The 24688-nt window shown below is 39.7% G+C and carries 37 protein-coding genes; 34 read left to right on the top strand and 3 right to left on the bottom strand.

What is annotated here, in order from left to right; all coding sequences use genetic code 11:
• Positions 1-28 precede the first annotated feature (28 nt).
• The 3 genes from ligA to ACOALF_RS00880 are packed head-to-tail and all read left to right on the top strand — an operon-like array spanning position 29 to position 3810.
• The gene (gene ligA, locus ACOALF_RS00890; RefSeq protein ID WP_419241579.1) at positions 29-2074 is read left to right on the top strand and encodes an NAD-dependent DNA ligase LigA; all 2046 of its coding nucleotides are present in this window, start codon (positions 29-31) and stop codon (positions 2072-2074) included.
• Positions 2071-2622 carry a DUF6913 domain-containing protein gene (locus ACOALF_RS00885; protein ID WP_419241578.1) on the top strand — a complete coding sequence of 184 codons (552 nt, stop codon included), beginning with the start codon at positions 2071-2073 and terminating at the stop codon, positions 2620-2622. Before ligA ends, ACOALF_RS00885 begins: the two co-directional genes overlap by 4 nt.
• A 42-nt stretch (positions 2623-2664) precedes the next feature.
• A complete protein-coding gene (locus ACOALF_RS00880; RefSeq protein WP_419241577.1) occupies positions 2665-3810 on the top strand; it encodes a cysteine desulfurase family protein in 1146 nt (381 codons plus the stop codon).
• A 224-nt stretch (positions 3811-4034) separates the two neighbouring features.
• On the opposite strand, the gene ACOALF_RS00875 is transcribed toward ACOALF_RS00880, so the two are convergent.
• Positions 4035-4847, bottom strand: a complete 813-nt coding sequence (locus ACOALF_RS00875) for a hypothetical protein (protein ID WP_419241576.1) — start codon at positions 4845-4847, stop codon at positions 4035-4037.
• Between the two features lie 647 nt (positions 4848-5494).
• On the opposite strand from ACOALF_RS00875, the gene ACOALF_RS00870 reads away from it, so the two are divergent.
• The 4 genes from ACOALF_RS00870 to yihA all read left to right on the top strand — a co-directional run bounded on the left by ACOALF_RS00870 (position 5495) and on the right by yihA (position 8765).
• Positions 5495-6553: a hypothetical protein gene (locus ACOALF_RS00870; protein WP_419241575.1), complete on the top strand. Its 1059-nt coding sequence runs from the start codon at positions 5495-5497 to the stop codon at positions 6551-6553.
• A 302-nt stretch (positions 6554-6855) separates the two neighbouring features.
• On the top strand, positions 6856-7275 hold the full coding sequence (locus ACOALF_RS00865) for a hypothetical protein (RefSeq protein WP_419241574.1): 420 nt from the start codon (positions 6856-6858) through the stop codon (positions 7273-7275).
• 52 nt (positions 7276-7327) lie between these two features.
• Positions 7328-7765: a hypothetical protein gene (locus ACOALF_RS00860; protein WP_419241573.1), complete on the top strand. Its 438-nt coding sequence runs from the start codon at positions 7328-7330 to the stop codon at positions 7763-7765.
• A gap of 406 nt (positions 7766-8171) precedes the next feature.
• Positions 8172-8765 carry a ribosome biogenesis GTP-binding protein YihA/YsxC gene (yihA, locus tag ACOALF_RS00855; RefSeq protein WP_419241572.1) on the top strand — a complete coding sequence of 198 codons (594 nt, stop codon included), beginning with the start codon at positions 8172-8174 and terminating at the stop codon, positions 8763-8765.
• 11 nt (positions 8766-8776) lie between these two features.
• On the opposite strand, the gene ACOALF_RS00850 is transcribed toward yihA, so the two are convergent.
• Complete coding sequence (locus tag ACOALF_RS00850; RefSeq protein ID WP_419241571.1) at positions 8777-9475, bottom strand: SET domain-containing protein-lysine N-methyltransferase; 699 nt, start codon at positions 9473-9475, stop codon at positions 8777-8779.
• Between the two features lie 17 nt (positions 9476-9492).
• A complete protein-coding gene (locus tag ACOALF_RS00845) occupies positions 9493-10668 on the bottom strand; it encodes a hypothetical protein (RefSeq protein ID WP_419241570.1) in 1176 nt (391 codons plus the stop codon).
• A 463-nt stretch (positions 10669-11131) separates the two neighbouring features.
• Here ACOALF_RS00845 and rplC point away from each other — a divergent pair, with 463 nt between their 5' ends.
• The 27 genes from rplC to ACOALF_RS00710 all read left to right on the top strand — a co-directional run bounded on the left by rplC (position 11132) and on the right by ACOALF_RS00710 (position 24678).
• Entirely contained in the window at positions 11132-11761 is a 630-nt protein-coding gene (rplC, locus tag ACOALF_RS00840; RefSeq protein ID WP_419241569.1) for a 50S ribosomal protein L3, read from the top strand.
• A gap of 1 nt (position 11762) precedes the next feature.
• The gene (rplD, locus tag ACOALF_RS00835; protein ID WP_419241568.1) at positions 11763-12392 is read left to right on the top strand and encodes a 50S ribosomal protein L4; all 630 of its coding nucleotides are present in this window, start codon (positions 11763-11765) and stop codon (positions 12390-12392) included.
• 3 nt (positions 12393-12395) lie between these two features.
• Positions 12396-12683, top strand: a complete 288-nt coding sequence (gene rplW / locus ACOALF_RS00830) for a 50S ribosomal protein L23 (RefSeq protein WP_419241567.1) — start codon at positions 12396-12398, stop codon at positions 12681-12683.
• Positions 12684-12723: 40 nt separating this feature from the next.
• Positions 12724-13551, top strand: a complete 828-nt coding sequence (gene rplB / locus ACOALF_RS00825) for a 50S ribosomal protein L2 (protein ID WP_419241566.1) — start codon at positions 12724-12726, stop codon at positions 13549-13551.
• Complete coding sequence (gene rpsS, locus ACOALF_RS00820; protein WP_419241565.1) at positions 13551-13817, top strand: 30S ribosomal protein S19; 267 nt, start codon at positions 13551-13553, stop codon at positions 13815-13817. The genes rplB and rpsS overlap by 1 nt, the downstream gene beginning before the upstream one ends.
• A gap of 8 nt (positions 13818-13825) precedes the next feature.
• Positions 13826-14212, top strand: coding sequence for a 50S ribosomal protein L22 (rplV, locus tag ACOALF_RS00815; protein ID WP_419241564.1), 387 nt, complete (start codon positions 13826-13828; stop codon positions 14210-14212).
• A 27-nt stretch (positions 14213-14239) separates the two neighbouring features.
• Positions 14240-14944: a 30S ribosomal protein S3 gene (gene rpsC, locus ACOALF_RS00810; RefSeq protein WP_419241563.1), complete on the top strand. Its 705-nt coding sequence runs from the start codon at positions 14240-14242 to the stop codon at positions 14942-14944.
• 194 nt (positions 14945-15138) lie between these two features.
• The gene (gene rplP / locus ACOALF_RS00805) at positions 15139-15564 is read left to right on the top strand and encodes a 50S ribosomal protein L16 (RefSeq protein ID WP_419241562.1); all 426 of its coding nucleotides are present in this window, start codon (positions 15139-15141) and stop codon (positions 15562-15564) included.
• Positions 15565-15609: 45 nt separating this feature from the next.
• Complete coding sequence (rpmC, locus tag ACOALF_RS00800) at positions 15610-15816, top strand: 50S ribosomal protein L29 (protein ID WP_419241900.1); 207 nt, start codon at positions 15610-15612, stop codon at positions 15814-15816.
• Positions 15803-16057: a 30S ribosomal protein S17 gene (gene rpsQ, locus ACOALF_RS00795; RefSeq protein ID WP_419241561.1), complete on the top strand. Its 255-nt coding sequence runs from the start codon at positions 15803-15805 to the stop codon at positions 16055-16057. The genes rpmC and rpsQ overlap by 14 nt, the downstream gene beginning before the upstream one ends.
• Positions 16058-16059: 2 nt before the next feature.
• Positions 16060-16428 (top strand): 50S ribosomal protein L14, encoded by a 369-nt coding sequence (gene rplN, locus ACOALF_RS00790; protein ID WP_114910306.1) that lies wholly within the window; start codon positions 16060-16062, stop codon positions 16426-16428.
• Between the two features lie 3 nt (positions 16429-16431).
• Positions 16432-16779 (top strand): 50S ribosomal protein L24, encoded by a 348-nt coding sequence (rplX, locus tag ACOALF_RS00785; protein ID WP_419241560.1) that lies wholly within the window; start codon positions 16432-16434, stop codon positions 16777-16779.
• Entirely contained in the window at positions 16772-17326 is a 555-nt protein-coding gene (rplE, locus tag ACOALF_RS00780; protein ID WP_419241559.1) for a 50S ribosomal protein L5, read from the top strand. Before rplX ends, rplE begins: the two co-directional genes overlap by 8 nt.
• Before the next feature lie 11 nt (positions 17327-17337).
• On the top strand, positions 17338-17607 hold the full coding sequence (gene rpsN, locus ACOALF_RS00775) for a 30S ribosomal protein S14 (RefSeq protein ID WP_419241558.1): 270 nt from the start codon (positions 17338-17340) through the stop codon (positions 17605-17607).
• A gap of 47 nt (positions 17608-17654) precedes the next feature.
• Complete coding sequence (gene rpsH, locus ACOALF_RS00770) at positions 17655-18059, top strand: 30S ribosomal protein S8 (protein WP_419241557.1); 405 nt, start codon at positions 17655-17657, stop codon at positions 18057-18059.
• A 12-nt stretch (positions 18060-18071) separates the two neighbouring features.
• A complete protein-coding gene (rplF, locus tag ACOALF_RS00765; protein WP_419241556.1) occupies positions 18072-18623 on the top strand; it encodes a 50S ribosomal protein L6 in 552 nt (183 codons plus the stop codon).
• A 183-nt stretch (positions 18624-18806) separates the two neighbouring features.
• Complete coding sequence (gene rplR, locus ACOALF_RS00760; RefSeq protein ID WP_419241555.1) at positions 18807-19160, top strand: 50S ribosomal protein L18; 354 nt, start codon at positions 18807-18809, stop codon at positions 19158-19160.
• A 5-nt stretch (positions 19161-19165) separates the two neighbouring features.
• A complete protein-coding gene (gene rpsE / locus ACOALF_RS00755; RefSeq protein ID WP_419241554.1) occupies positions 19166-19681 on the top strand; it encodes a 30S ribosomal protein S5 in 516 nt (171 codons plus the stop codon).
• 7 nt (positions 19682-19688) lie between these two features.
• Entirely contained in the window at positions 19689-19868 is a 180-nt protein-coding gene (gene rpmD / locus ACOALF_RS00750) for a 50S ribosomal protein L30 (RefSeq protein ID WP_419241553.1), read from the top strand.
• A 6-nt stretch (positions 19869-19874) separates the two neighbouring features.
• Positions 19875-20333 (top strand): 50S ribosomal protein L15, encoded by a 459-nt coding sequence (gene rplO, locus ACOALF_RS00745; protein ID WP_419241552.1) that lies wholly within the window; start codon positions 19875-19877, stop codon positions 20331-20333.
• Positions 20326-21618, top strand: coding sequence for a preprotein translocase subunit SecY (gene secY, locus ACOALF_RS00740; RefSeq protein WP_419241551.1), 1293 nt, complete (start codon positions 20326-20328; stop codon positions 21616-21618). Before rplO ends, secY begins: the two co-directional genes overlap by 8 nt.
• Positions 21619-21816: 198 nt before the next feature.
• Positions 21817-22044 (top strand): translation initiation factor IF-1, encoded by a 228-nt coding sequence (infA, locus tag ACOALF_RS00735; protein ID WP_114910315.1) that lies wholly within the window; start codon positions 21817-21819, stop codon positions 22042-22044.
• 11 nt (positions 22045-22055) lie between these two features.
• Positions 22056-22172 carry a 50S ribosomal protein L36 gene (rpmJ, locus tag ACOALF_RS00730; RefSeq protein WP_243018400.1) on the top strand — a complete coding sequence of 39 codons (117 nt, stop codon included), beginning with the start codon at positions 22056-22058 and terminating at the stop codon, positions 22170-22172.
• A 3-nt stretch (positions 22173-22175) separates the two neighbouring features.
• Positions 22176-22553, top strand: a complete 378-nt coding sequence (gene rpsM / locus ACOALF_RS00725) for a 30S ribosomal protein S13 (protein ID WP_419241550.1) — start codon at positions 22176-22178, stop codon at positions 22551-22553.
• 59 nt (positions 22554-22612) lie between these two features.
• On the top strand, positions 22613-23005 hold the full coding sequence (gene rpsK, locus ACOALF_RS00720) for a 30S ribosomal protein S11 (RefSeq protein ID WP_419241549.1): 393 nt from the start codon (positions 22613-22615) through the stop codon (positions 23003-23005).
• Positions 23006-23044: 39 nt separating this feature from the next.
• Positions 23045-23653, top strand: coding sequence for a 30S ribosomal protein S4 (gene rpsD, locus ACOALF_RS00715; protein ID WP_419241548.1), 609 nt, complete (start codon positions 23045-23047; stop codon positions 23651-23653).
• 41 nt (positions 23654-23694) lie between these two features.
• On the top strand, positions 23695-24678 hold the full coding sequence (locus tag ACOALF_RS00710; protein WP_419241547.1) for a DNA-directed RNA polymerase subunit alpha: 984 nt from the start codon (positions 23695-23697) through the stop codon (positions 24676-24678).
• Positions 24679-24688: the final 10 nt, after the last annotated feature.

The following is a 24688-nucleotide window of genomic DNA, read 5'->3' as shown; positions in this document are numbered from 1 at the left end:
TTAACTTTTAATAGGCAGTGACCCATCCATGGAACCATCCGATATTAGTAAGGAAATCAAGCGTTTGGTAGATTTGGTGCGCTACTATAATGAGTGTTATTTCCAAAAGGGGATTTCTGAAATCTCTGATTATGCATATGACCAATTATTAGAACGTTTGATTCAACTGGAGCAGGCCTATCCGCACTTAAAGCGCCCTGATTCGCCAACTGAAGGGATTGGAGAGCGTTCTGTTGGTGTGGCTGTTGCGCACCAAATTCCTATGCGCTCTTTAGCCAAAACTTATTTGGAAGCGGAAATCGTACAATTTGTGGAAAGGGTAAAAAAGATGGTTCCAGATGTGGTTGTAGACTTTATATGTGAGCCCAAAATAGATGGGGTTGCGTTAAGCCTCCTTTATGAACAAGGCCATTTGGTACGTGTGGTGACACGTGGTGATGGCCAAAAAGGCGATGATATAACCGCACATGCTACCCAGTGTTTGGACCTTCCTCAAAAGATTCAAAGTGCGCCATCTGCCTCGTTTGAGGTGCGTGGAGAAGCTTTTATGCCGAAAGCCGTTTTTTTAGCCTTAAATAGCGGGCGTAGTGCAAAAGGGGCACCCTTATGGGCGAATCCGCGTAACCTTACCGCAGGTACCTTAAAAGCATTAGATCTAGCGTTGGTTAAAGATCGTCAATTGGCATTTTATGGCTATAGCTTTTATGATGCATCGTATAATTGTCCTACGCAAGAAGCCGCTTTGGTGCTACTAGGTAGAATGGGTTTTTCCATTCCATCTACCTATAAGGTGTGTGATGATGTTAGGGCTATTATGGACTATATCCATTATTGGGCGCAACATAAAAAAGACTTACCGGTTGATGTGGACGGCATCGTGGTAAAAGTGAATAATCTCCATCAGCAACGCATGATGGGTACGACGGCCAAATCGCCCCGTTGGGCCATTGCCTATAAATATCAACCAGAGATGGCCCATTCTATTTTAGAAAAGGTAAGTTTTCAAGTAGGCAGAACCGGTGCGGTTACGCCAGTAGCCCATTTTAGGCCTATTCCATTAGCGGGTACGATGGTGCGTCGTGCATCTTTGCATAATGCAGATGAGATCGCTAGGCGCGACTTGTATTTAGGTGACACGATTTTTATTGAAAAAGGAGGGGAGATTATTCCCAAAGTAGTGGGTGTAGATCGTACGCGCCGCGATAAAAATAGTAAGCCCATTGTTTTTGTGCGTGCTTGTCCCGCTTGTGGCACTTTACTTCATCGCACACCAGGTGGCGCTGCCTATTATTGCCCCAATACCCAGCACTGTTTGCCCCAATTAAAAGCTACTTTATTGCATTTTGCCCATCGAAAAGCTATGGACATTCATACATTAGGGCCTAAAACGGTTGATGCATTATTTGAGGTTAAATTGGTTCAAAATGCCGCAGATCTTTATACATTGCGGTATGAGGCGGCCAGCCAGTTGGCAGGCTTTCAAGCGCTATCTACTCAAAAATTATTGGCTAACATTCAGGCGTCAAAGACCAAGCCTTTTGACCATCTATTGTTTGCCTTGGGCATTAAACATATAGGAGAGACGGTAGCCAAGCAACTGGCGTTGCATTTTAGATCTATGGAGCGTTTGCAACGGGCTACCCAGGCGGAACTATTGGCACTGCCCAATATTGGCGAAAAAATTGTGCAGAGTATCCTTGACTACTTTCAAGACCCTTACCAACAAGCTATACTCAGCGGGCTTCAAGCGGCAGGGCTGCAGTTTGCTTTACCAGAAAGCAGTGGCATTCTTATGCCATTAGACCGTGCGCAAAACTCGATGGCGTATGCCCCTTTTGAGGCTGGGCTATGTGCCTCAAAAAAGTTTGTTATTTCTGGCACCTTTCAAAAATTTACTAGAGCGGAACTGGCGCAAGCCATTGAACAAGCAGGCGGGAGGGTGTTGTCTGCGCTTTCTAGTAAGGTGGATTATTTAATAGCAGGCCATAAAGCTGGTCCATCAAAGTTGGCCAAGGCGATGCAATGGTCGATTCCCATTTTAGAAGAAAATGATCTTATAAAGATGATACAATGATCGGTTTATACTTAAATTTTAAGTTTTTTATTTTAGGAATCGTTACCCGTTTTAGCTCAAAAAGGAGAGGTGTTCCGCGCAGCAATGTAGGGTTGAACAAAGCGGTTACCATAGGGGTGCTCTATAGTTATGAAAGCCCCGCCAAGCATGAAGCTGTACAGCGTTTTATTCGGGATTTAAAAAATTTGGATAAAAGCGTTAGCGTGCTTTGCTATACTACACGGAAGGACCGTGTCCATTCTAGTAGCTATTTACGCTATGCTTTTGGCCATAATGGCATTACCATGTTCGGGAAGGTAAAAAGTGGTCGTATCAAAAAGTTTATAGAGACTTCTTTTGATTATTTGTTTTATCTAGATTTGAGCAGTCATCCCTTGTTGGATTGCATTATAGCCAAGCATCAGGCCAAATGCCGTGTAGGCCATTTTGACCCTATGCGGAAAAATTTATTTGAAGTGATGGTAAAGGTAAGCCGGACTACTCCAGTCGAAGATGTTAAAAGACTTGCGAATCAGATGTTGCATTATACCGGGTGCATGGAAAGGTAAGGGGTTTTATGCTACTGTTTGCTTGATAAAAAGGATGCTATAATGGATATCTATTTAGATAATGCAGCTACTACTCAATTGGATCCAGAGGTATTGGCTGCTATGTTGCCTTATATGACTGGTTTGTGTGGCAACCCTTCTTCTGTGCATCGTTATGGTTGCCAGGCAAAGGCTGCTGTTGAAAAGGCTAGGAAAACAATAGCCAGGTTGTTTGATGTATCGCCTTCTGAGATCGTCTTTACCTCTGGTGGCACAGAGGGCAATAATATGCTGTTAAGGGGCATTATAGAGGCGGTGCAAATTGCAGATGTATTGACTACGCCATTGGAGCATCTTTCTGTTCGGGTGCCGCTAGAAGCGCTAGCCAAAGCGGGCAAGATTAGCTTATCTTATGTGGGGGTGAACCAAAATGGGGATTTCAGGCTAGAAGAGGTAGCGCAGTGGCTAAGCGAGCACCCCAATGGTTTGGTGAGTTGTATGCAGGTCAATCATGAAATGGGCAATATAACAGATGTAGTAGCGATTGGGCAGCTTTGTCAAAGTGCGGGTGCATTTTTTCATTCAGATACGATTCAAGCCATCTATTGTGGGCTGCTTGATCTGGGATCCTGCCACCTTGCCGTTGGCTCTGCCCATAAAATACATGGCCCTAAGGGGGTTGGCTTTGTCTATATCGATGCAAAAGCCTCTGTGGCTCCTTTTATTACGGGAGGCAGTCAAGAGTTAAATATGCGTGGAGGCACTGAAAATGTAGCCTATATTGTTGGAATGGCGAAAGCATTAGAAATTGCTTTTCGCGATAGGGAAAAGATAGCCACACATTTGGCAGCTGTTAAGCAGCATATGGTTGCTTTACTAAAAAGGGCTATTCCTGATATCATTTTTAATGGCCATAGTGCAAGCTGCACCCAAAGCAGCCCTCATCTATTAAATATTTCATTGCCTGCTGCACAAGCCCATGATATGCTGGTTTACCATTTAGATATCCATGGTATAGCAGCTTCTACAGGGAGTGCTTGTACCAGTGGCAGTGCTTTAGGCTCTCCGGTTATAGCGGCTTTGCAAAAAGGCACCAACCATGCGATACGTTTTTCTTTTAGTAAATACACGACCTTTGCTGAAGTTGAAAAAGCCGTTGACCTGTTAGCGGAATGGTGTGGGAACCCCACTTCCCATGGCCGCCGATAAAAAATTTAGCATACAGTAAAATAATGCAAAGCACCAAATTCCTTATCGGCGGCCATTAGCGTTTTCAATTGATGCAATTGGAGCGAATATCATAAATATGATATATTGCTGATAATAAGCACAGTAAACTCATTAAGTTGATGCCATTGTCTGTACGTTGTGCTTTCATTAGTGTTTGCTTTTTTTTGCTTTTTGAAGTCATTTGAAAAGCTCCTTTCTTAACTTTATTGTTCTTGTATAAAAGAAGCTTTGAATACTGCTATCTGGCTATCTATTGCTGATAAACTCTCTTTTATAATTGCTTGCTGAGCTTCTTTTGGGAGCTTCTTTATATTTTTTATAAATTTCTGTTCTGTAAATTTTTTCGTATCCTTTATTGTCTTCGATATAGAAGCCTTGTTTTTGTCCTTTATGTTATTTATTATAGTTATTAGCTCAGCGATCTTATCTTCCAAATCTTTTACTCGATATTGGTTAGATTTTTCCTTCTCGTTGTTAGTTGTTATGTCTTGATTTTTACTATTTTCTAGTGATTGATCATTCCCTTTCTCCTTCACGACTATTGTGTTATTACTATGATCTGTAGAAGTGGCTGATCTATTTTGGTCTTTTGTATTGGTATTCGGTTTAATGTCATTGTTTTTCCCTAAAGCAGGTTGCGAATTAGTCGTATTACTACCTTTTGTTGCAGGAGCGCTAGAAGGCATTTTTTTGTTTTGTTTTTGTTCAGTACATTCTTTTTCTACATTGGGTGACCCTACTAGATTTTTGTTTTCATCTGTTGAATTATCTGAACTACCTGAGCTACCTTTAAATCCTGGGTTGTCTACCCCCCCTTCGTTTAAAGGTTCATTTTCATCTATTTTACAATATGCAGAATATGGAGCACTTGGTTTGCTTGGGGTGTCTGTAATTGGTGTCATATCCTTTTTTCCCCCGAACAAATCGCACCCAACTGAAATGAATGTAGCGCAATATAACGGGCCGTTTGATAAAACTTTTATACCTTTTATTATTTTATTTTTTGTTGTTTTCATTATCTATATTATTACAATTACATTACACTGTGAGATATGCTGCTTTATCGAAGCGTATCTTGTGTGTAGCCCCGACGCAACATATCCATTCCATCTATTATTAAATTAATATGCTAGGCAAATGCTTAATGATCTATAGGTTAGTAACTTCTATGCTTTTTATAGCCTATCCTATACCAATGTATGGTATGTAAATTTCTACAATTATCCAACTGTAATTTAGGCAGATCCTATCCTATTATGGGTGAATGGTCTATGTCGAAACTATATAATATCCATTATACAATCATGAAGACCATAGGCTTTCTTAAGGAATAGGGCGCTAGTAAGGAAAGCTTAAATGACCATCCATAACGCTTTAAGTAAAATAGCACTAGCTATTTAAATAAAAATTGCCTACGATATGGGCAAGATCTAGTTAAATCTATTGATTGCTATTTCTTTTTGTTTGGATTTGGATTTGTTTTTTGTTACGTTAAAAGGTGAAAGGTAAGCGGAGCGCTAGTTTCCATTTCCGTTCATAAAGGAGAAAAATCTTATTAGGCTTAAGCAGATGGAGCAATATGGATAGACTATTATCGGCTATGCATTGGAATACTTCTGCTTAGTAGTAGTTACATCACATACACCGTTAAACAATCAATACTATGAAAATAAAAAAAATATATAGGCGTTCTAAAGTGGGTCTGTTTGTCGGATTGTTAAGCTTCCATACATTATCCTCTTGTGCCAATACAGGGCGGCAGTTAGGTACTAATAATCAAGGGGGCTGTGAAAAACAGGTGCCATTCATTTCTCTTGCTGAGAAGATAAAAATAGCAGACGAACAATCTAAAAAATGTGACGAAATATTGAAATTTTATGGTCTCTCTAAGCCAGTTCCTTGGTATAAATCGAAAAAAACTGCTTTATACGGAGTAGTCATAGGCACATTCGTAGTAGGAGGTTCGGTTATAGGGTGGTATTTCTGGCCCTCATCATCTGGCCTTATTCCAGTAAACACAACGATGTCGGGGAACAGAGCAGGAATTCCTGGAGGGCTACCAGGATATCGTTCGGGTCATGACACTTTTAAGCTTCATCAACTTGATAAAATTGAACAACTTTTTAATGCTTCGATGAAGAAAGGCGAAAAAGAATGGGGTAATAATAGTACTACAGAAACGCCTAGCACTACAGCAGTTCCTAAAACAAAAGCGCCTAAAAAAGAAAAATTGGGTAAGAATAGTACCACTACGACACCGCCGACGCCAAATGATTTGGATACAAAACTAAGTGCGTGTCTACAATTCGATAAGCATGATCTGAATATTCTAACACAGAATCAAATAGATTACCTTATGATGCATAGGTTTTCGCCTGAGAGTATCGAATGTGTGTTTGGGGTTAACCGCTTACATCCAGATGCGAAGGACACAAACGACAATACCGCATGCATAGGAGCAGCAAAATTTCAACAATTGAAATCTATTCAAGATTTAGAGTCTAAAGGTGCGGATTGTTATTCCTTTAATAAACATGGAAATTCAGCCATGGACTTTGTAAATTTGCAGAATTCTGAAGGTATAAAGATCGCAAACCATCTTGGAGCAAGCGATAAGGCAAAGCTGTGTAAAAAAAATAAACGAGGTAGATCGTTTAAAGATAAACCTGGTACAGAAGGCTTGAGCGAGATTGTGCAAAATAAATTAAAAAACTGTTCATAATGTGCTAATCAAGATGATGCTTTGGCCAGGTAGCTGGTTTCGCATCAGTGGTTGTTTTTCTATCGCTATATTGATTTTTAATTATATAGATTTGTAATTGTATTTGATTTTTATTAAATATTAAAGTGAAGCGCTTTAAGCGCATGTTCACTTCGATTATTCCCTAAATCAGGGCTTTTTTCTTTTGTCTTAAAAATTCGCATGAAGCAGCTCAGCCATGATGAGTAGCATAGGCTACTTGTTAAAGTAATGCTGCTTTATCGTCATTAAAATAAATAATAATCAACTAAACATTTAACACTATGAAAAAAAAATATATACAATATAAGTCAGGTCTACTTATTGGATTATTAAGCTTAAGTACCTTATGTACTTTATCTTCTTGTGCAAATACAAGACCAGAGTTGGGCTCGAGCAATGAAGAAAAAGCTAGCTGGAAGAAAGGAGACACAGCAAAGAAGGCTGCTGCCTTAGTAACCGCGGGTGCGCTGTTGGCTACTGGATCTGCTACTATTGGTTACTATAATGGTTATAACAGTGGCCACAATGATGGTTACCGTAATGGTATATCTAGGGGTTGCTCTAATAATTCATCAAGTAACAGTACAAGTTATTCTAATTATTCAAACTCATCTCAAGGTAAAAGTTATACGCAACCGAACTCAACAGGAAGAGGTACTATGGAGGGGTTTAGTGACCCATATGGTAAGAAGAAAAAATGAGTGTTGAGTAACAATTCTACTTGTTAGTGATGATAACTATTATACATAGGCTATGAAAACAAAACATATACAATGTAGACTGGGTCTATTGATTGGTCTATTCAGCTTAAACACCTTATCTTCTTGTGTAAATACAAAGCGGGGATTAGGCGCAGATGATCCTGCTGCGCTCCAGGAGGAGCAAGGCGAAATCAGGGACATGGATATGGATCCTGCTAGGGGCGAGCTAGATGGTCAGCAGAGTCAACAAGTTGATAATGCTCCCCAAGGGGCAACCAGGTTCAGTTGGATACGCGCTAGGCTTCGGCCAATTACAGGAGTGCTTAGACAAACAGGTCAACAGCCTCTAATGGAGGCAACACAAGCGTTAATTATTCTTGGTGTTGGAAGCTATTGGCTCAGTCATTATATAGGCTACAATCAAGGCTACCCCATTGGTTATGCTAGAGGGTCATTGCAGGCCTACTCTGAATCTGGATTCGGGCTTTAGGACTAAAGCGCTTGTAAAGCTATCTTGCAGATAGCCTGTTGAACCCCTATACACCAAAACCTACCACAACGTCACCCTAAGGGCTTGATCTTAAAACATTAAGCTGTGGGGTGGCCTTTTTACAGCCTAAACATTTTACCCACTTCATCATTTCTTTTAAAGAGTGTACAACCAAACTAAAACTAGAAGTGATTTACTGCCTTTACTAAGTAGCCCATTTATTCTAATCAAGTCTGAAGCAGATATAGGTATTATTTTCTAATTTGCAATAAACTTTTCGGAAATAATACGAACGATCCATCCATTTGCCGCTCTGTGCTAGAGTAGATTTTTCCTTTTTTGCATAAAAAACATTCTTTTAATTAACTTGCGTTGTGTCACATAGCTTAGTTGATAGAAATTGTATATGAAAATCCGTTCGGCCTCTCTTATATCCAGTAATGCGCATTATAAAATGTGCCCTCAGGACCTTAAACCAGAAGTTGCTTTTATAGGTCGTTCCAATGTCGGTAAATCCTCTTTAATGAATGTGCTCTTGCAACGGAAACAATTGGCTAGGGTATCTAAAATGCCTGGGAAAACAGAACTGATCCATCACTTTTTAGTGAACGACCAGATCTATTTTGTAGATCTTCCAGGATATGGATGGGCACAAGTAGGACACGCTACAAAAATGAAATGGGAAAAAATGTTGCGGGAATATCTTTTGCATAGGCCCAATATCGTTACCGTCTTTTTGTTGATTGATGCCAAAATTCCGCTTCAGGCCATCGACCTTGAATGTATAAGTTGGTTGGGCCAGCATCAGATTCCTTTTGCCATTGTACTGACAAAAGCAGACAAAAAACATAAAATGGTGGCCCAAAAACACTATATGGCATTAATAGATAGCCTGCAACAAGACTGGGCTACTTTGCCACCGATTTTTGTTGTTTCTGCCCACAACAGGCTAGGCATCGAAAAGATGCTAGGCTATATCGAATCGGTTACAAGGCCTTAAGCAACTGCCTCCTATTGCGCGCCGCACCATCTATACTGATCTAATTGTGCCAAGGAAACGGAAAAATAGTCTTGCGAGGGTTCTCCTATAGCTGATTCCCCTGGAAGCTTATATATACGATAATCTATGCTCTTGTTAGAAGGGCTATGAATCTTTCTACATTCTACCAATCTATCTTTACCTGAAAAAGGCTTAAAGGGCGTGGTGATATGTTCTAATAAATTCTTATATAGGTTATCATCGTGTTCTTTAATCAACCTAATAAACCTTATGCTTGCAGCTTGATCTAAATACTTGTTTGTAGTTAATAAATTCCTATAGATCTTTGCGTCTGGATTAGATACATCATTGTTATTGTCATGACAAGACCAATATAGCTTACCATAATCAAATAACAACTCTTCACCAGGTGCAATATCCTGTGTGGTATAAAACAAGATAAATGGTGTGCGCCCATCGCAACTATTCAAGGATTGGGCGACATTTGCTTTGTACAATGGACATTCGTTAGGTGTAGGATGATAGGTATGATTGGCATTAATTTTCATTAAGATATTACCCCGCCCGTAGGCACTCAAGTACAATGGGCTAGCTGTAGGAAGCGGAATCGCAAAACTATAACTATTTAACTTATTTAAACCATAAATGTTTTTGGTAGCCAAATAGGTCAACTCCACTGCATTATCTTGCGCATCCTCATCACATAGCAAGATACCGGTATAAATACTTAAAACAGTACCTTTAGGGATCTTTTTTTAGCTACCACTTTATCTTGCCCATGCAAATCTACCCTAGGGTCGTCATTTAAGACCTTTTTTACCGCTAAAAGCCTATCATCTACATGTTTATTTTTATGGTAGCAATTGGTTAAAAACTGCTTGAATTTTGGATCATTGCTAGGATCATGCACAGATTTGTTTTTTTTCAAATCCCCTATATCCCCTAGCAATGCACTTGCTCTTTTACTCACTAGGATTTCATCATTTGGATGGATTACATCTGATTGGCTATACAAAGCAGTGGTAACCTTTTGTAGGGTGTCTATATATTTGTCATTAGTCAATAGCGTAATGAGATGACTGAGTGCATCAGGGGCTTTAATACGCGATCCTATTAGCATAGCGGATAAATGACTAGGCGCAATGCCTTGTTCTTTTAATGCCTTCAGCTTAGTCAATACCTTTTCACTTATTAGCTTATTGATTAACAATTCAAAAGATATAACTGCACCATTGCCACATTTATGTAGCATACTCGATAAAGCACTAAGCTGAATATCCTTATTCAGTATATTCTGCAACTTAGGTTCTATTGTATACCGCCCATTCTTGCACCTTACCAAAATTTTACTGAGCAAAGCGCCACAATGATGTAGATCGTTACATGTTCTTAACATATTACTCAACAAAGTATACGGAATCTTTAATCGAGGGAGTACACCAAGTTGCGCTATTATGGCTTGCGCTAATGGGCTATTTGGATCACTATTTATTTTAACTTTTAATGATTTAAAAAAAGATGTATCTGGTAGACGATCTAATACTTCTTTTGTAAGATTGCTTTGGATCTTAGGTAGGCTAGTATGATTGTTTACTTTATGTTTTGTTATGTTTTCTTGAATAGATACACTTGGATTTTTGTCCAAGCATAACCGTCTGGTTGGTTCAGGGTTAACCGATCCTTTATGAACATATGATACAGTAGATGATGTTGTAACCGCTGCATACTTTTGATTGCAAGTAGAGCCAGTGTCGGATGGCGTTTTTTCTAATTTTATTTTTTTGCGTTGATAAACTTTATCTGAAACAACAGATTGTGGCTCCCTAGCTCGTTTGCGAGGTTGCATAGATGTATTGGCTGCTATTTGATCTTTATTGGTTTGCTGATATGCTATATAAGCCATATATAATTTGCGCGAACCTACGTTTAAGTAAGCGCTGCTACAGGAATATATACATGCCAAAATAAATCTGTATAATATCCAAAACAGACTGGTTAATAGTATCATAAATCAAAGTTATTAGATGGATAAACCGAATGCCTAAGCATAAAACCCTTTTTACTATTGCGATTTAATTCTGGAACGATTATGTGAAAAATTTTTGATTGATACAATACAAATAATATAAGCAGGCCATATATCCATGTCTATAAGCAGGGAGGCATAATTAAAGGGCGTGGTGATATGTTTTGTGCGTTAATTTTTATACCTTTGGATCACACGCATACCAGGTATGGTAGGGTTTTAACCAGGATCTATTGGTCCGGCTTAGATTTTTATTTAAATTTGCCCTCTTGCTGTATATCCTTCTTGGTTTTTTTTGCTAGCTTTGGAGCGGTTCAGTGGGTATAATTAATAGTAAGGTATGATTGGAATCATAGGAAAAAAAATTGGGATGACCAGTCTTTATGATCGCAAAGGTCAAAAGAGGGCATGTACCGTCATTCAAGGCGGCCCTTGTGTCGTGACACAGCTAAGAACAAAGGCCATAGACGGCTATCAGGCTGTTCAATTAGCTTATGGCGATAAAAAGCAAAAAAATACAATCAAGCCCCTTATAGGTCATTTTGCTAAAGCTGCTACTACGCCCAAGCAAAAACAAGTTGAATTTAGATGCGACGATGAATCGTTGCAGCAAGTTGTATTGGGTCAAGTCATTCGTATAGAAGATGTTTTTGCCGAGGGTGAGTTTATAGATGTGGTTGGCACATCCAAAGGGAAGGGCTTTCAAGGTGTGGTTAAGCGGCATGGCTTTAGTGGGGTAGGTGGACGCTCTCATGGCCAGCACAATCGCGAAAGAGCGCCTGGCTCTGTTGGTGCAGCTTCTTTTCCATCTCGTGTATTCAAAGGAATGCGCATGGCAGGAAGAACAGGTGGCAATAGGGTGAAGGTAGCCAATCTTGAAGTCATCAAGGTGTTGCCAGAAAAAGATCTCATCGTACTTCATGGAGCAGTTCCGGGTGCGAATAATGGTTATGTAATCTTGGAAAAGTAAAATGAACCTATCAGTATTAAAATATACAGGAGAAGAGGCAGGTCGTTCTGTGCTATTGCCAGAAGAAGTTTTTGGTATTGAGCCAAATGATCATGCCATTTATCTGGATGTAAAATCTATCCTAGCAGGCGCGCGTCAAGGGACCCATCAGTCTAAGGAGCGCGGTGCAGTAAGTGGTTCTAGAAGAAAAATTAAAAGGCAAAAAGGTAGCGGAACGGCTAGAGCAGGTGATATCAAATCTCCCTTGTTTAGAGGAGGAGGGCGTATTTTTGGTCCAAGGCCAAGGGATTATAGTTTTAAATTGAATCGTAAGGTAAAAAAGTTGGCTAGAAAGTCTGCATTTTCCTATAAAGCTAAAGAAAATCATATCTCCATTTTAGAGTCTTTTTCTTTTGATGCCCCAAAGACCAAAAACTATTTAGCTATGCTGGAGAAGCTCTCTTTTCTTGATAAGAAGACCTTGTTAATCATGCCTAGCGTAGACAAAAATATTGTGCTATCCAGTAGAAATATCAAACAAGCAAAAGTAGTTTGTGTGGATCACGTCAATACCTATGACCTGTTGCATGCAAAGAAATTGTTGATTATGGAGACTGCTATAGCACCTATAGTAGAAAAATTGAGCGAATAACCGATGAGCATCTTAAAGAAACCTTTGGTAACCGAAAAAGTATCCGCGCTTACCAAGTATGGTGTATATGGTCTAATTGTCGATGACCGTGCCAACAAAAATCAGATACGAAAAGAGATTGAACGTTTTTATGGCGTTACAGTCGATAAGATTAATACCATGCGTTATGCGGGTAAATCTATAACGCGGCATACCAAAGCTTGCGTTATGAAAGGAAAACGAGCTTCCTACAAAAAAGTACTTGTAACGCTTAAGCAAGGAGATACTATAGAGTTTTATAGTAGCTTCTAGTCTTTTGCATTAAATTTTATAGCTGTTAGTTCATCTAGTTATGCCATTAAAGAAACTTAATCCAACCACTCCCGGTCAGCGTTTTAGGATAGCGCCAGATTTTTCTACTGTGATTACTACGCGTAAGCCAGAAAAGTCGCTCTTAGTGAAAACCAAGCGCACAGGTGGTCGAAACAATCGAGGTAGAATTACCGTTCCGCATAGGGGAGGGGGCCATAAGCGGCGTGCCCGTCTTATTGATTTTAAAAGAAGGAAAATAGGCATTCCTGCATTTGTACGTTCTATTGAGTATGATCCCATGCGTACGGCATACATAGCCTTGCTCCATTATGTAGATGGTGAAAAAAGTTATATTATAGCACCGGAAGGGATTAAGGTGGGAGCTAAGGTTGTAGCAGGTTCAGATGCCTCCATAGATTTAGGTAATGCTATGGAAATGAAAGATATTCCACTCGGAACCATTATCCATAATATTGAACTAGCCCCTGGGCGTGGTGCTGCATTGGCTAGGAGTGCCGGGTCTTATGCGCAGCTGCTTTCTAAAAGTGGCAAGTATGTGACCATTAAGTTGCCTTCTGGTGAAAGGCGTTTGGTCTTGGCCTATTGTATGGCTACGATTGGATCTGTTTCCAACAGTGATCATGATAATGTAACCATTGCTAAAGCAGGCAGAAGCCGTTGGATGGGTAAAAGGCCACGTGTCCGAGCGGTTGTGATGAACCCTGTTGATCACCCAATGGGCGGTGGAGAAGGCAAAGCTTCTGGTGGCCATCCTAGGTCTGCCAAAGGGTTGTATACAAAAGGTAAAAAGACCCGAAATCGTAATAAATATTCTGCTAGACTCATCATTAGTAAAAAGAAAAAATAATGGGTAGATCTATAAAAAAAGGACCCTATGTGGCGCATCATCTACAGCATAAGATAGATATGCTCAATCAATCCGGTAAAAAAACGGTAGTCAAAACCTGGTCTAGGCGGTCAACCATTACACCAGATTTTGTAGGCCATACCCTTGCGGTACACAATGGCCATAAGTTTATTCCTGTTTTTATTACAGAATCAATGGTAAGCCATAAGGTCGGTGAGTTTGCCTTAACAAGAAATTTTAAAGGCCATACGTCTAAAAAAAGATAATTTGAACTATGGAGGCAATCGCAAAGTTAAGAAAGCTACCTATATCTGCGCGTAAAATTGGACTTTTAGCAGCGTTGATTAGGGGCAGAAGCGTAGTGAGGTCATTGGCTATTTTGGAGAGTAAGCCGCAGCAGGCTGCTGTTCATCTTAGAAAACTCTTGCTTTCTGCTATTTCAAATTGGCAAAATAATAATGACACTGATTTGGAGGAGGTGCCAATTTTTGTAAAAAGCATAACCGTAGATAGAGCAGGTATGCTCAAAAGAATTATGCCCGCACCAAGAGGTGTTGCGCATAGAATTAGAAAAAGATCTAGTCATGTTGTGATTGTGGTAGATAGTGCAGAAAATTTTGCTGATTTCCCACATGAGGTCGTTTCAGATCCAACAACGTAACCATACTATAGACGAAATAATACTACAATGGGTCAGAAAGTTAATCCTGTCGGCTTTAGAGTTGGCTTTATCCGAAAGCCAGATTCCAGTTGGTTTGCATCAAAGGCTTCCTATGCAGAGAAATTAATGGAAGATGAAAAAATTCGAACCTATCTAGAGGCTCGAATGGCTAAAGCCAGCGTTGCTAGCGTGCTTATAGAGCGTGCCGGTAAAAAAATTACCGTTACCATTCGAACGGCTCGCCCAGGGATTGTGATTGGTAAGTCAGGTACAGAAGTCGATAAAGTAAAAGAAGAGTTAAAAAAGCTGACTAAAAAAGAGGTTGAACTTAATATTGTTGAGGTAAAGAAACCAGATTTAGAAGCTAGGTTGGTTGCCTTGCAAATTGCACAGCAGATTAGAGGGCGTATGCCTTATAAGCGTGTAGTCAAGCAATCTGTAGCTGCAGTCATCCGGTCCGGTGCCCAAGGCGTTAAGGTGAAGGTTTCTGGAAGATTAGATGGTGCTGAAATGGCTAGATCAGACGAATTTAAAGAAGGCTCTGTTCCACTCCATACGCTTCGTAACGATATAGATTATACTTCTGTTGAAGCCCATACCATTTATGGCAGAATAGGTATTAAAGTTTGGATTTCTAGGGGAGATGTGGCGGTTCATCATGTACAACGCTCAACAGGTAAAGTAAGTAGGATAGGGGAGAGGGGTAGTGCGCCTTCCAGAGCGCGCAAATAGCTAGAGGCCCATTACAATGGCCTTTTTTTGAAATTCACTTGTGCTGAGGAATTTGTAGGAGACATGGCGCGCAAAACCGCAGCGTACTAGATGTACGTGAGGATTTAAGCACCGGATTGATGTGCAAATTACCGGCAGAAATTAGCGTTTCAAAAGAAGGCTAACGATATTAATTTTTGCATTGAATAACTAAGATGTTACAACCAAAAAGAGTACGGTACAGAAAAACGCAGAAAGGAAGAATAAAAGGCTTATCTATGAAGGGAAATTCATTAGAATTTGGTACCTTTGGGCTGAAGGCATTAGAACCTTCCTATATTACTGCTCGGCAAATTGAAGCGATGCGTATTGCGATTACAAGAGAGATGAAGCGGCAAGGGCAGGTTTGGAATAGAATCTTTCCAGACAAGTCCCTAACGAAAAAGCCAGCTGAGGTAAGAATGGGTAAAGGTAAAGGTGCTCCGGATTCTTTTGTAGCGGTTGTGAAACCTGGTAGAATTCTTTTTGAGTTAGATGGTGTTTCTAGGGAAGTAGCAGAGCGTGCCATGCGTCTTGCCATTCATAAACTACCTATTAAAGCAAATTTCGTAGTTCGAAGAGATTATTGTCCAGCCGCATAAGGTTTGGTAGGTTGTATAAAATTTAAGGTTGTGAAGTATAAAGACATTCAGTTGCTTTCTTCTCAAGAATGCAGCGATAAGTTAAACGAAGCGTTGGATTATTTAGTAAAGTTAAGGTTTGCCCATGCGGTTTCTCCCATTGAGAACCCTATAAAAATTAGGGAAACAAGAAAATCTATTGCAAGACTAAAAACAGCTCAGAATAGTTGCCTCAAGCACCATCAGAATTGTAATCACCATGCTGAGAAATAGAAGAAAAGAAAAGATAGGAAGGGTCACCAGTAATAAAGCGTACAAGACCATAACCGTTGTAATGGATACCAAATCCATACACCTGGTATATGGTAAGTTTGTCAAAACAGCCACTAAGTTTATGGCGCATGACGAAGAGAATACTTGTAGCATTGGTGATCTAGTAAGAATTATGGAAACACGTCCTTTAAGTAAAAAGAAGCGATGGAGGCTGGTTGAAATCATAGAAAGAGCTAAATAAAGATGATACAACAGGAATCAATACTAAAAGTAGCCGATAACAGTGGCGCAAAGACTGCCCTTTGCATTCGCGTTTTGGGCGGAACACGTAGGCGGTATGCCCACGTTGGCGATAAAATTGTAGTAACCGTAAAGACGGCTAACCCTTCTAGTACACTTAAAAAGGGCACCATTTCTAAAGCCGTAGTCGTTCGTACCCGAAAGGAAGTAAGACGAAAAGATGGTTCTTATATTCGCTTTGAAGACAATGCTATTGTTTTAATTGAAAACAACAATGAGCCCAAAGGGACAGGTGTTTTTGGGCCAGTTGCTCGAGAAGTTCGAGATAAGAAATTTATGAAAATCGCTTCTTTAGCTGATGAAGTACTATAAAGCATGAAGAAAACAATACAACAGAATCTTAAGATTCACGTTCGAACAGGAGATCGTGTAATAATTTTGGCAGGCAAACATAAAAATGAAGCAGGCATTGTTTTAAAGGTATTTCCCAAAACATATCGTGCAATTGTTGAGGGTATCAATATGGTATCCAGACATTTAAAGCCTTCTACTGAAAACCCTAAAGGGGCCATTCAGAAGCAGCCATCGCCTATCCATATTAGCAATCTCATGTTACTTGACCCAGTAAGTGGACAGCCTACTCGTGTGGGCAGAAAGCACAATGAAGCCGGTAGGCTGCAGCGGTATGCTAAAAAAACAGGAAATTTTATAAACAATGTTTAAGCCTAGATTACAAGAAAAATATTTTGCAGAAGTAATTCCTGCCCTTAAGAGTCTATTTGGGTATAAGTCTGCTATGCAAGTCCCTAGACTACATAAAATCTGTATCAACCAAGGGTTAGGTGATGGCGTATCCAATAAAAAGCTCATCCAACTTGGATTAGAAGAATTGACCGCTATTGCTGGACAGTGTGCGGTACCTACCCGTGCCAAAAAATCAGTTTCTAACTTTAAGCTTAGAGTCGGTATGCCTATTGGTGTAAAAGTTACTTTACGTGGGCGACTGATGTATGAGTTTTTGGACCGTTTTATATCTATTGCATTGCCTAGAATTAGAAACTTTTGGGGGTTAAAAACCACTGGCTTTGATGGAAAGGGTAACTATAATGTAGGGGTGCAAGAACAAATTATATTTCCAGAAATTAGCATTGATAAAGTACTGAAAATCAATGGTATGAATATAACTTTTGTAACAACTGCTGGGAATAATAAAGCCGCGTTTCAGCTCTTGAAAGCTTTAGGAATGCCCTTTAACGTAGCGCAAGATTAATTTAAAAGGTTATGGCAAGAGAATCAGTCAAAGCAAGAGATAGAAAAAGAAGAAACTTGGTCGCCAAATATGCTGCCAAAAGGGCTTCGTTAAAGAAGCAAGGTGATTATATGGCACTTGATAAGCTGCCTAAAAATGCCTCTCCGGTTAGATTGCGCAACAGGTGTAGCATGACGGGTAGGGCCCGTGGGTATATTAGAAAATTTGGTGTCTCCCGACTCGTTTTTAGAAAATGGGCTTTAGAGGGCAAGCTACCAGGTATACGGAAAGCAAGTTGGTAGTCATCTGGCTATCCTGTTTTTATTATTATGTTAATCTTATCGTTACTATGACAACAGATCCAATAGCTGATTATCTTACTAGGATCAGAAATGCTATTAATGCCAAACATAGCGTTGTAGAAGTGCCTGCTTCAAAAACAAAAGCGAAGCTTACCGAGGTATTGCAAGAAAAAGGGTATATTCGTGGATATAAGGTGGTCTCTAAGCCAAATAGCGTCCAGCCCATTATTAAAATTGCACTCAAGTATGATGTTTTTACAAAGCAATCAGCTATTGTAAAGTTGAAACGTGTAAGCAAGCCAGGCTTGCGTAAATATGCCACCGTTGCGGCTATGCCCAGCGTCATCAATGGATTGGGTATAGCCATACTGTCTACTTCTAAGGGTATTATGACCGATAAAGAAGCCCGAAAAGTCCATGTTGGTGGTGAAGTACTTTGTTATGTTTACTAAATATTAGGAAAAATGTCAAGAATAGGGAAGCAACCCATTAATCTGCCGCCAGGCGTTGTGGTATCCACAATGGATGGTGGGATTGTACAGGTTGAAGGTGCTAAAGGCGTGTTGCGGCAGCAAGTTGATCCAACCATTATGGTTGAAGTTTCCGAAGGATTGGTTAAGGTCATCCCCGCTGATCCTCAAAAGTCTAAGGCCCTTTATGGCCTTTACAGGGCTTTGATTCAAAATATGGTTGTAGGCGTTAGCGTTGGGTTTAAGTCCACTTTAGAGTTGGTTGGGGTTGGTTACAAAGCCAATGTGCAAGGCAACTTGTTGGAGTTAAGTTTAGGGTATTCTCATGATATCGTTTTGGTCTTGCCAGAAGAAGTAACTGCTTCGACTGAATTGCCTAAAGGAAAGAGTTCGTTGGTGCATTTAGCATGCATCGATAAGCAGTTGCTTGGTCAAGTAGCTGCTAAAATTCGTTCTTTGAGAAAAGTTGAGCCTTATAAGGGCAAAGGTGTTCGATTCTTAGGTGAGCAAGTGCGGCGCAAGGTGGGTAAATCTACTAAGAAGTAGATTTGAAACCTATTTCTAATCGCCATTTTGGTGTCGAAGCTTGTCTATGCTCCTCAAATACATTTAGTATGCTGTGGTGCTCGACTACGCTTCTCTTAAAAATTGCGCATCGACAAATAGGTTTCAAGAAAAGCTCTAAATATATATTTTGAACGATTTGGTATCCCTATATAGTAAAACAAAATGAAAGTAAAGGATAAAAAAGTAGAAAGGAGGGTTAAGGTTAGAAGAAAAATTAGAAAGCGTGTGCATGGAACGTTGGCGCAGCCACGGCTCTCTCTTTTTAAGAGCAACACTTCTATGTATGCACAGCTTATTAATGATGACAAGGGAGAAACATTGCTTGCTTCTTCTCTGTATAAGTTAAAGATTGGTAAAAATAATGTTGCTGGCGCATTGGCGTTAGGAGAAGCTATTGCTGAGCAAGCACTAGCTAAGGGCATTACCACCATTGTATTTGATCGTTCTGGTTATATTTACCATGGCAAGGTGAAAGCATTGGCTGAGGGTGCGCGCGCAAAAGGTCTTAAATTTTAGTTCATATGATATTACGTGGTAGAAAACTCAAAGCCAGTGACTATAACCTTGAAGAGCGGGTAGTAGCCATCAAGCGTGTTACCAAAGTAGTCGAAGGCGGCCGCAGATTCAGTTCTTCTGCGGTTGTAGTTGTTGGAAATGGTGATGGTGTGGTAGGGTATGGTCTTGGCAAAGCAAAAGAGTTAACAGATGCGATTGCGAAAGGGGTAGAAGAGGCCAAGCGTAACCTTATCAAAGTACCTATTTTACGTGACACTATTCCGCATGGTGCAGTTGGTAAGTATGGTGGTGGGCACGTATTGATTGAGCCAGCAGCCTCTGGTACCGGTGTAATTGCCGGTGGTGGTGTCCGCATTGTTTTAGAAAGTGTTGGTGTGAAAAATGTTTTGTCTAAATCTCAAGGTTCTTCTAATCCACACAATGTGGTCAAGGCTACCTTTAAGGCATTGTTGCAATTGCGTGATCCATTCACCATTGCCAAGCAGCGTGGCATCTCGTTAGATAAAGTCTTTAATGGATAAGGTTGTTATGGAACAAATTAAAATTACCCAGGTGCGTAGTTTAATAAAACGCCCTAAATCCCAAAAGGCTACCATTAAAGCACTTGGATTGGGCCGCATCAATAAGCGTGTTGTGGTTGAAGCTACTCCTCAAATATTGGGTATGGTAGCAAAAATCAACCATTTAGTGGTTACAGAAAAGATATAATTGCTTATGGAATTACATACACTTAAACCAGCAATAGGCGCTTTAAAGCATAAAAAGCGTGTAGGTAGAGGTCAAGGTTCTGGTAAAGGTGGAACCGCTACCCGTGGTTACAATGGTGCCCAGTCTAGGTCTGGTTATAAAAGAAAAATTGGTTTTGAAGGCGGGCAGCAACCCTTACAAAGGCGTATTCCTATGTATGGATTTAAATGTCCTAGTCGCATCGAGTTTACCGCTTTAAACCTTTCTACTTTACAAGCATTGGCCGAGAAGTATCAGGTATCTTCTATAGATCATCTTTTTTTGAGAAAGCATAGCGTAATCGGTAAGTATGAGAAATACAAGCTATTAGGCGGTGGGTCATTAACCCTTAAACTTTCTGTTGCTGCCCATCGTTGTTCAGCAACGGCTTTGCAAGCCATTCAAGACCTTGGCGGAGAAGTTACTATATTGCCTATATATGAATAAGTTATTTAAAGTTATTAAGGATATATTTCTGATAAAAGAGTTGCGCATTCGCATCAGAAATACCTTGTTCTTTTTGGCCATTTTCCGCATAGGTAGTATTATTGTTTTGCCTGGCATAGACGTAACCCAAATTTCTGGTAATGCAAAACGCGTCTTTGGCTTGCTGGACAGTTTTTTAGGTGGTTCCCTTAGCCAAGTTTCTGTTTTTTCAGTCGGTGTTACCCCTTATATTTCCGCCTCTATTATTATGCAGCTTTTGTCCATTGCTTGGCCAAAAATTCAGAAAATACAGCGTGAAGGAGAGATGGGCAAACGAAAAATTGCCCAAATCTCTCGCATCCTTACTATTTTTATTGCTATATTTCAATCCTTTCAATATTTATTTATTGCTACAGGAAGTGGAAACGTTTCCATAAGTCGCACTTTTTTTATTTTTATTTCCATTGTTATTTTAACCGCAGGCGCCCTATTTTGCATGTGGTTGGGTGAAAAAATTACAGATAAAGGCATTGGAAATGGTGTGACCATGTTGATGATGGTAGGTATTGTATCTTCTTTCCCTTCTGCTTTATACCAAGAAGCCGTGCACCGGGGCAGTAGGTCTATGTTTTTATTTGTATTCGAGTTATTTGTATTGTTTTTAATTGTTCTTACCCTAGTAGCCTTTACACAAGCCACCCGTAGAGTGCCTATTCAATATGCAAAGCAATTAAGTACCAGTACAATATATGGAGGGCAGCGTCAATATATACCTTTTAAGCTCAATAGTGCAGGTGTGATGCCCATTATATTTGCTAACCTTTTGATTGTGGCCATTTCATTTTTGCTAGGTCTTTGGAAAGAGAAGTTTATTTGGTTGGCCCAAATCAGTGGTATGTTACAAGATATTACCAGTTGGTTGTTTAACCTTTTATTTGCTTTTTTCATTATTGTTTTTACATTTTTTTATACCGCTATTACCGTTAACCCTGTGCAAATAGCAGAAGATATGAAGCGTTCGGGTAGTTTTATTCCTGGTGTTACCTCTGGCAATGCAACCGCCCGTTTTTTAGATGGTGTCTTGGATAGGATAACCCTGCCAGGTGCTGTTTTCTTAGCCATTATTGCTGTGCTGCCTGCTTTCGCTTGTATGGCTGGTTTAAGTCTACAGTTTTCCAGATTTTACGGAGGAACTTCCTTGTTGATTATGGTCAGTTCCATGTTAGAAACCCTTCAGCAAATTGAAAGTTATTTGTTGATGCGTCGATATGAACTCATTATTAACAAAGGAGCTAGGGTGCAGTAATTTTTTTAGTGAAATAGCAAATACCAGATTTTTTTTGAATTTTGTTTCGAAAGAAATCTGCTCGTATTCGCAATAAATTTAGTATATTAGCCCCGAACGGGCCTTTGTTTTTTATTATCATGTAGCTGCTAGTTAAAGTAAAGCGTATACAAGATAGATCAAGCAAAGTGAAATAAAGTAGGATTAGATAAAATTAATATGGCTAAGATACCTCCTATTGAGCAAGGTGGAATAGTACAAGAAGCATTACCAAATGCAGTATTCAAGGTTGCCCTTAAAAATGGCCATATCGTTAGGGCCCATATTTCTGGGAAGATGCGTAAAAACTATATTAGGATTCTTCCCGGTGATTCGGTTAGGATGGAATTAACCCCTTATGATTTAACGCAAGCTAGGATAGTGCACAGATATAAAACAACTGAATAGTTAGGTTCATTATGAAAGTTAAGACATCTGTTAGAAAAAGGAGCGCTGATTGCAAGATAGTACGCCGAAAGGGTGTATTGTATGTGATCAACAAGAAGCAGCCTAAATTTAAACAAAGACAAGGGTAGAATATGGCTAGGGTATTAGGTGTAGACATTCCAGATAACAAGCGGGGCGAGATTGCGCTTACCTATATATATGGGATTGGCAGGCGTTCTGCAAATAAAATTCTTGAGGCGGTTCAAATGGATAAAGATCGTCGTGTATCCACTTGGACAGATGATGAGTTAAAAGCCATCAGGATGGCCATTCGTGGTGTATATAAAATAGAAGGAGACTTAAAATCAGAGATTCGTTTAAATATTAAACGACTGGTTGAGATTAAGTGTTATAGAGGCCATAGGCATCAAATGGGTTTACCTGTTCGTGGTCAGCGGACCAAAACCAATGCCAGGACACGTAAAGGAAAGCCTAAAACCATTGCAAATAAAAAGAAAGCTACCAAGTAAAGGTTGTTTTTTAGTGCATGTTTTTCCTTTCTTTGAAAGAAAGTTTATAGAAAATTACTATGAAAAATACGGGAAAAAATAAAGTTAAAAAAAGGGTTGTAAAGGTTGGTAAAGAGGGGCAGGTTCATATTCAAGCTACTTTTAATAACCTTATTATTTCGATAACAAATGAAGCCGGTCAAGTGATTGCTTGGTCTTCTTCCGGTAAGATGGGCTTTAAGGGATCTAAAAAAAACACGCCATATGCGGCTCAAATGGCATCAGCCGACTGTGCAAAAGCTGCTTATGAGTTGGGTTTACGACGGGTGAATGTATTTGTAAAGGGGCCAGGGATTGGCCGTGAATCAGCCATTCGTGCCCTTCAAGAACATTCTGTAGAAGTAATTTCCATTAGAGATGTTACACCCCTTCCCCACAATGGTTGTAGGCCTCCTAAGCGTAGGCGCCCATAAATGGTGCAGGTTATATTTTATATTAGAAGAAAATAGCGTATGGCAAGATATCGTGGTCCAAAAGCAAAAGTTGCAAGAAGATATAATAGTTCGATATTTGGTTCGTCTGTTAATAAAGTGTTGCAAAAGAAAAATTATCCGCCGGGGCAACATGGTAAAAGGCGTAAAAGACGTTCTCAGTTTGGACTTCAATTGGTAGAGCAGCAAAAAGCAAAATATACCTATGGGTTATTGCAGCGTCAGTTTAAGAACCTTTGCGAAAAAGCTGCTAAAAGCAAAGGTATTACCGGTGAAGTCATTCTTCAACGGCTAGAGGCCCGTTTAGACAATACCGTTTATAGACTAGGTATTGCTACTACACGCGGGGAAGCAAGGCAGATGGTATCCCATGGGCACATTACCGTTAATGGTGGAATAGTGGATATTCCTTCTTATACCTTAAAGCCTGGGGAAATAATAGGCATTGCCAAGAAAGCAGAGAAAATGGCTTTGATTGTTAATAATGTAGCCAGTAATCCATCTAATAAATATAGTTGGTTGGAATGGGATGCAGCATTGATGGTAGGGAAATTTCTTGCTTTTCCGCAGCGTTCTGAAATACCAGAAGAAATTAATGAACGAAGTATTGTGGAGCTCCATTCTAAATAGTGCTTCTATTGTTTTCTTTTTAAATCAAATAAAGATTCTATATGTCGTCATTAGCATTTCAAATGCCCGAGAAGATATTTGTGGAAAAGGTTGATCCCGTACATGGCATTTTTAGTTTTCGTCCACTTGAAAAAGGGTATGGCACTACTATTGGTAATACCCTTAGGCGGGTATTATTATCTTCCCTAGAAGGGTATGCTATTGTTTCCATTAAACTTCCTGGCATCCGTCATGAATTTTCTACCATTGAAGGTGTACAAGAAGATTTGGTAGAGATCATTTTAAATCTCAAGCAGGTTCGTTTAAAGAAAATTGCAGAAGGCGGTGATTCTATTATTTCGGTTCAGGTCAATAAACCTGAATTTCGTGCAGGAGATATTGCTAAAGCCACGCCTTTTTTTGAGGTTTTAAATCCAGATTTATTGATTTGTAGGCTTGATGCATCGACCAGTTTTGATATAGAGCTTCATATAGTCAAGCATAGGGGATATCTCTCAGCTGAGGAGAATAAACCAAAGGATCCAACTTTAGATCGTATTGCTATTGATGCCATCTTTTCTCCTATTGTAAGTGTACAATATCGTGTAGAAAATATGCGTGTTGGGCAGCGCACAGATTATGAGCAATTGACCTTTGAAGTAAAGACCGATGGCTCCATTACGCCTGAGGAAAGCATTAGGCAAGCCGCTAAGTTAATGATTCAACATCTTAATTTGCTATCTGGTCAGGAGATTGTGATCCAATCACCAGATGATGAAGCTGTTCAGATGTTAGATGAAGAAACCATAGCCATGCAAAGGAATCTTAAAACCCATATTAGTGAGCTAAAGTGTTCTTCCCGCGTTTTAAATTGTCTTAAATCAGCAGGCATTGAAACTTTAGAAGATCTTGTAACGGTAAAAGACTTTGATAATATGAAGTTTAGAAACTTTGGCCGTAAGTCACGTGATGAGATTGACCAACTTTTAGCAGAAAAGAATTTAAAAATTGGCATGGATCTTTCTGGTTATAAGTTAGATGGATAATTTTTATTTA

The sequence above is a fragment of the Cardinium endosymbiont of Nabis limbatus genome (assembly GCF_965196625.1).
Classification (GTDB): domain Bacteria; phylum Bacteroidota; class Bacteroidia; order Cytophagales; family Amoebophilaceae; genus Cardinium.
Note: the sequence above shows the minus strand (reverse complement) of the source record. Positions and strands in the feature narration are given on the sequence as shown.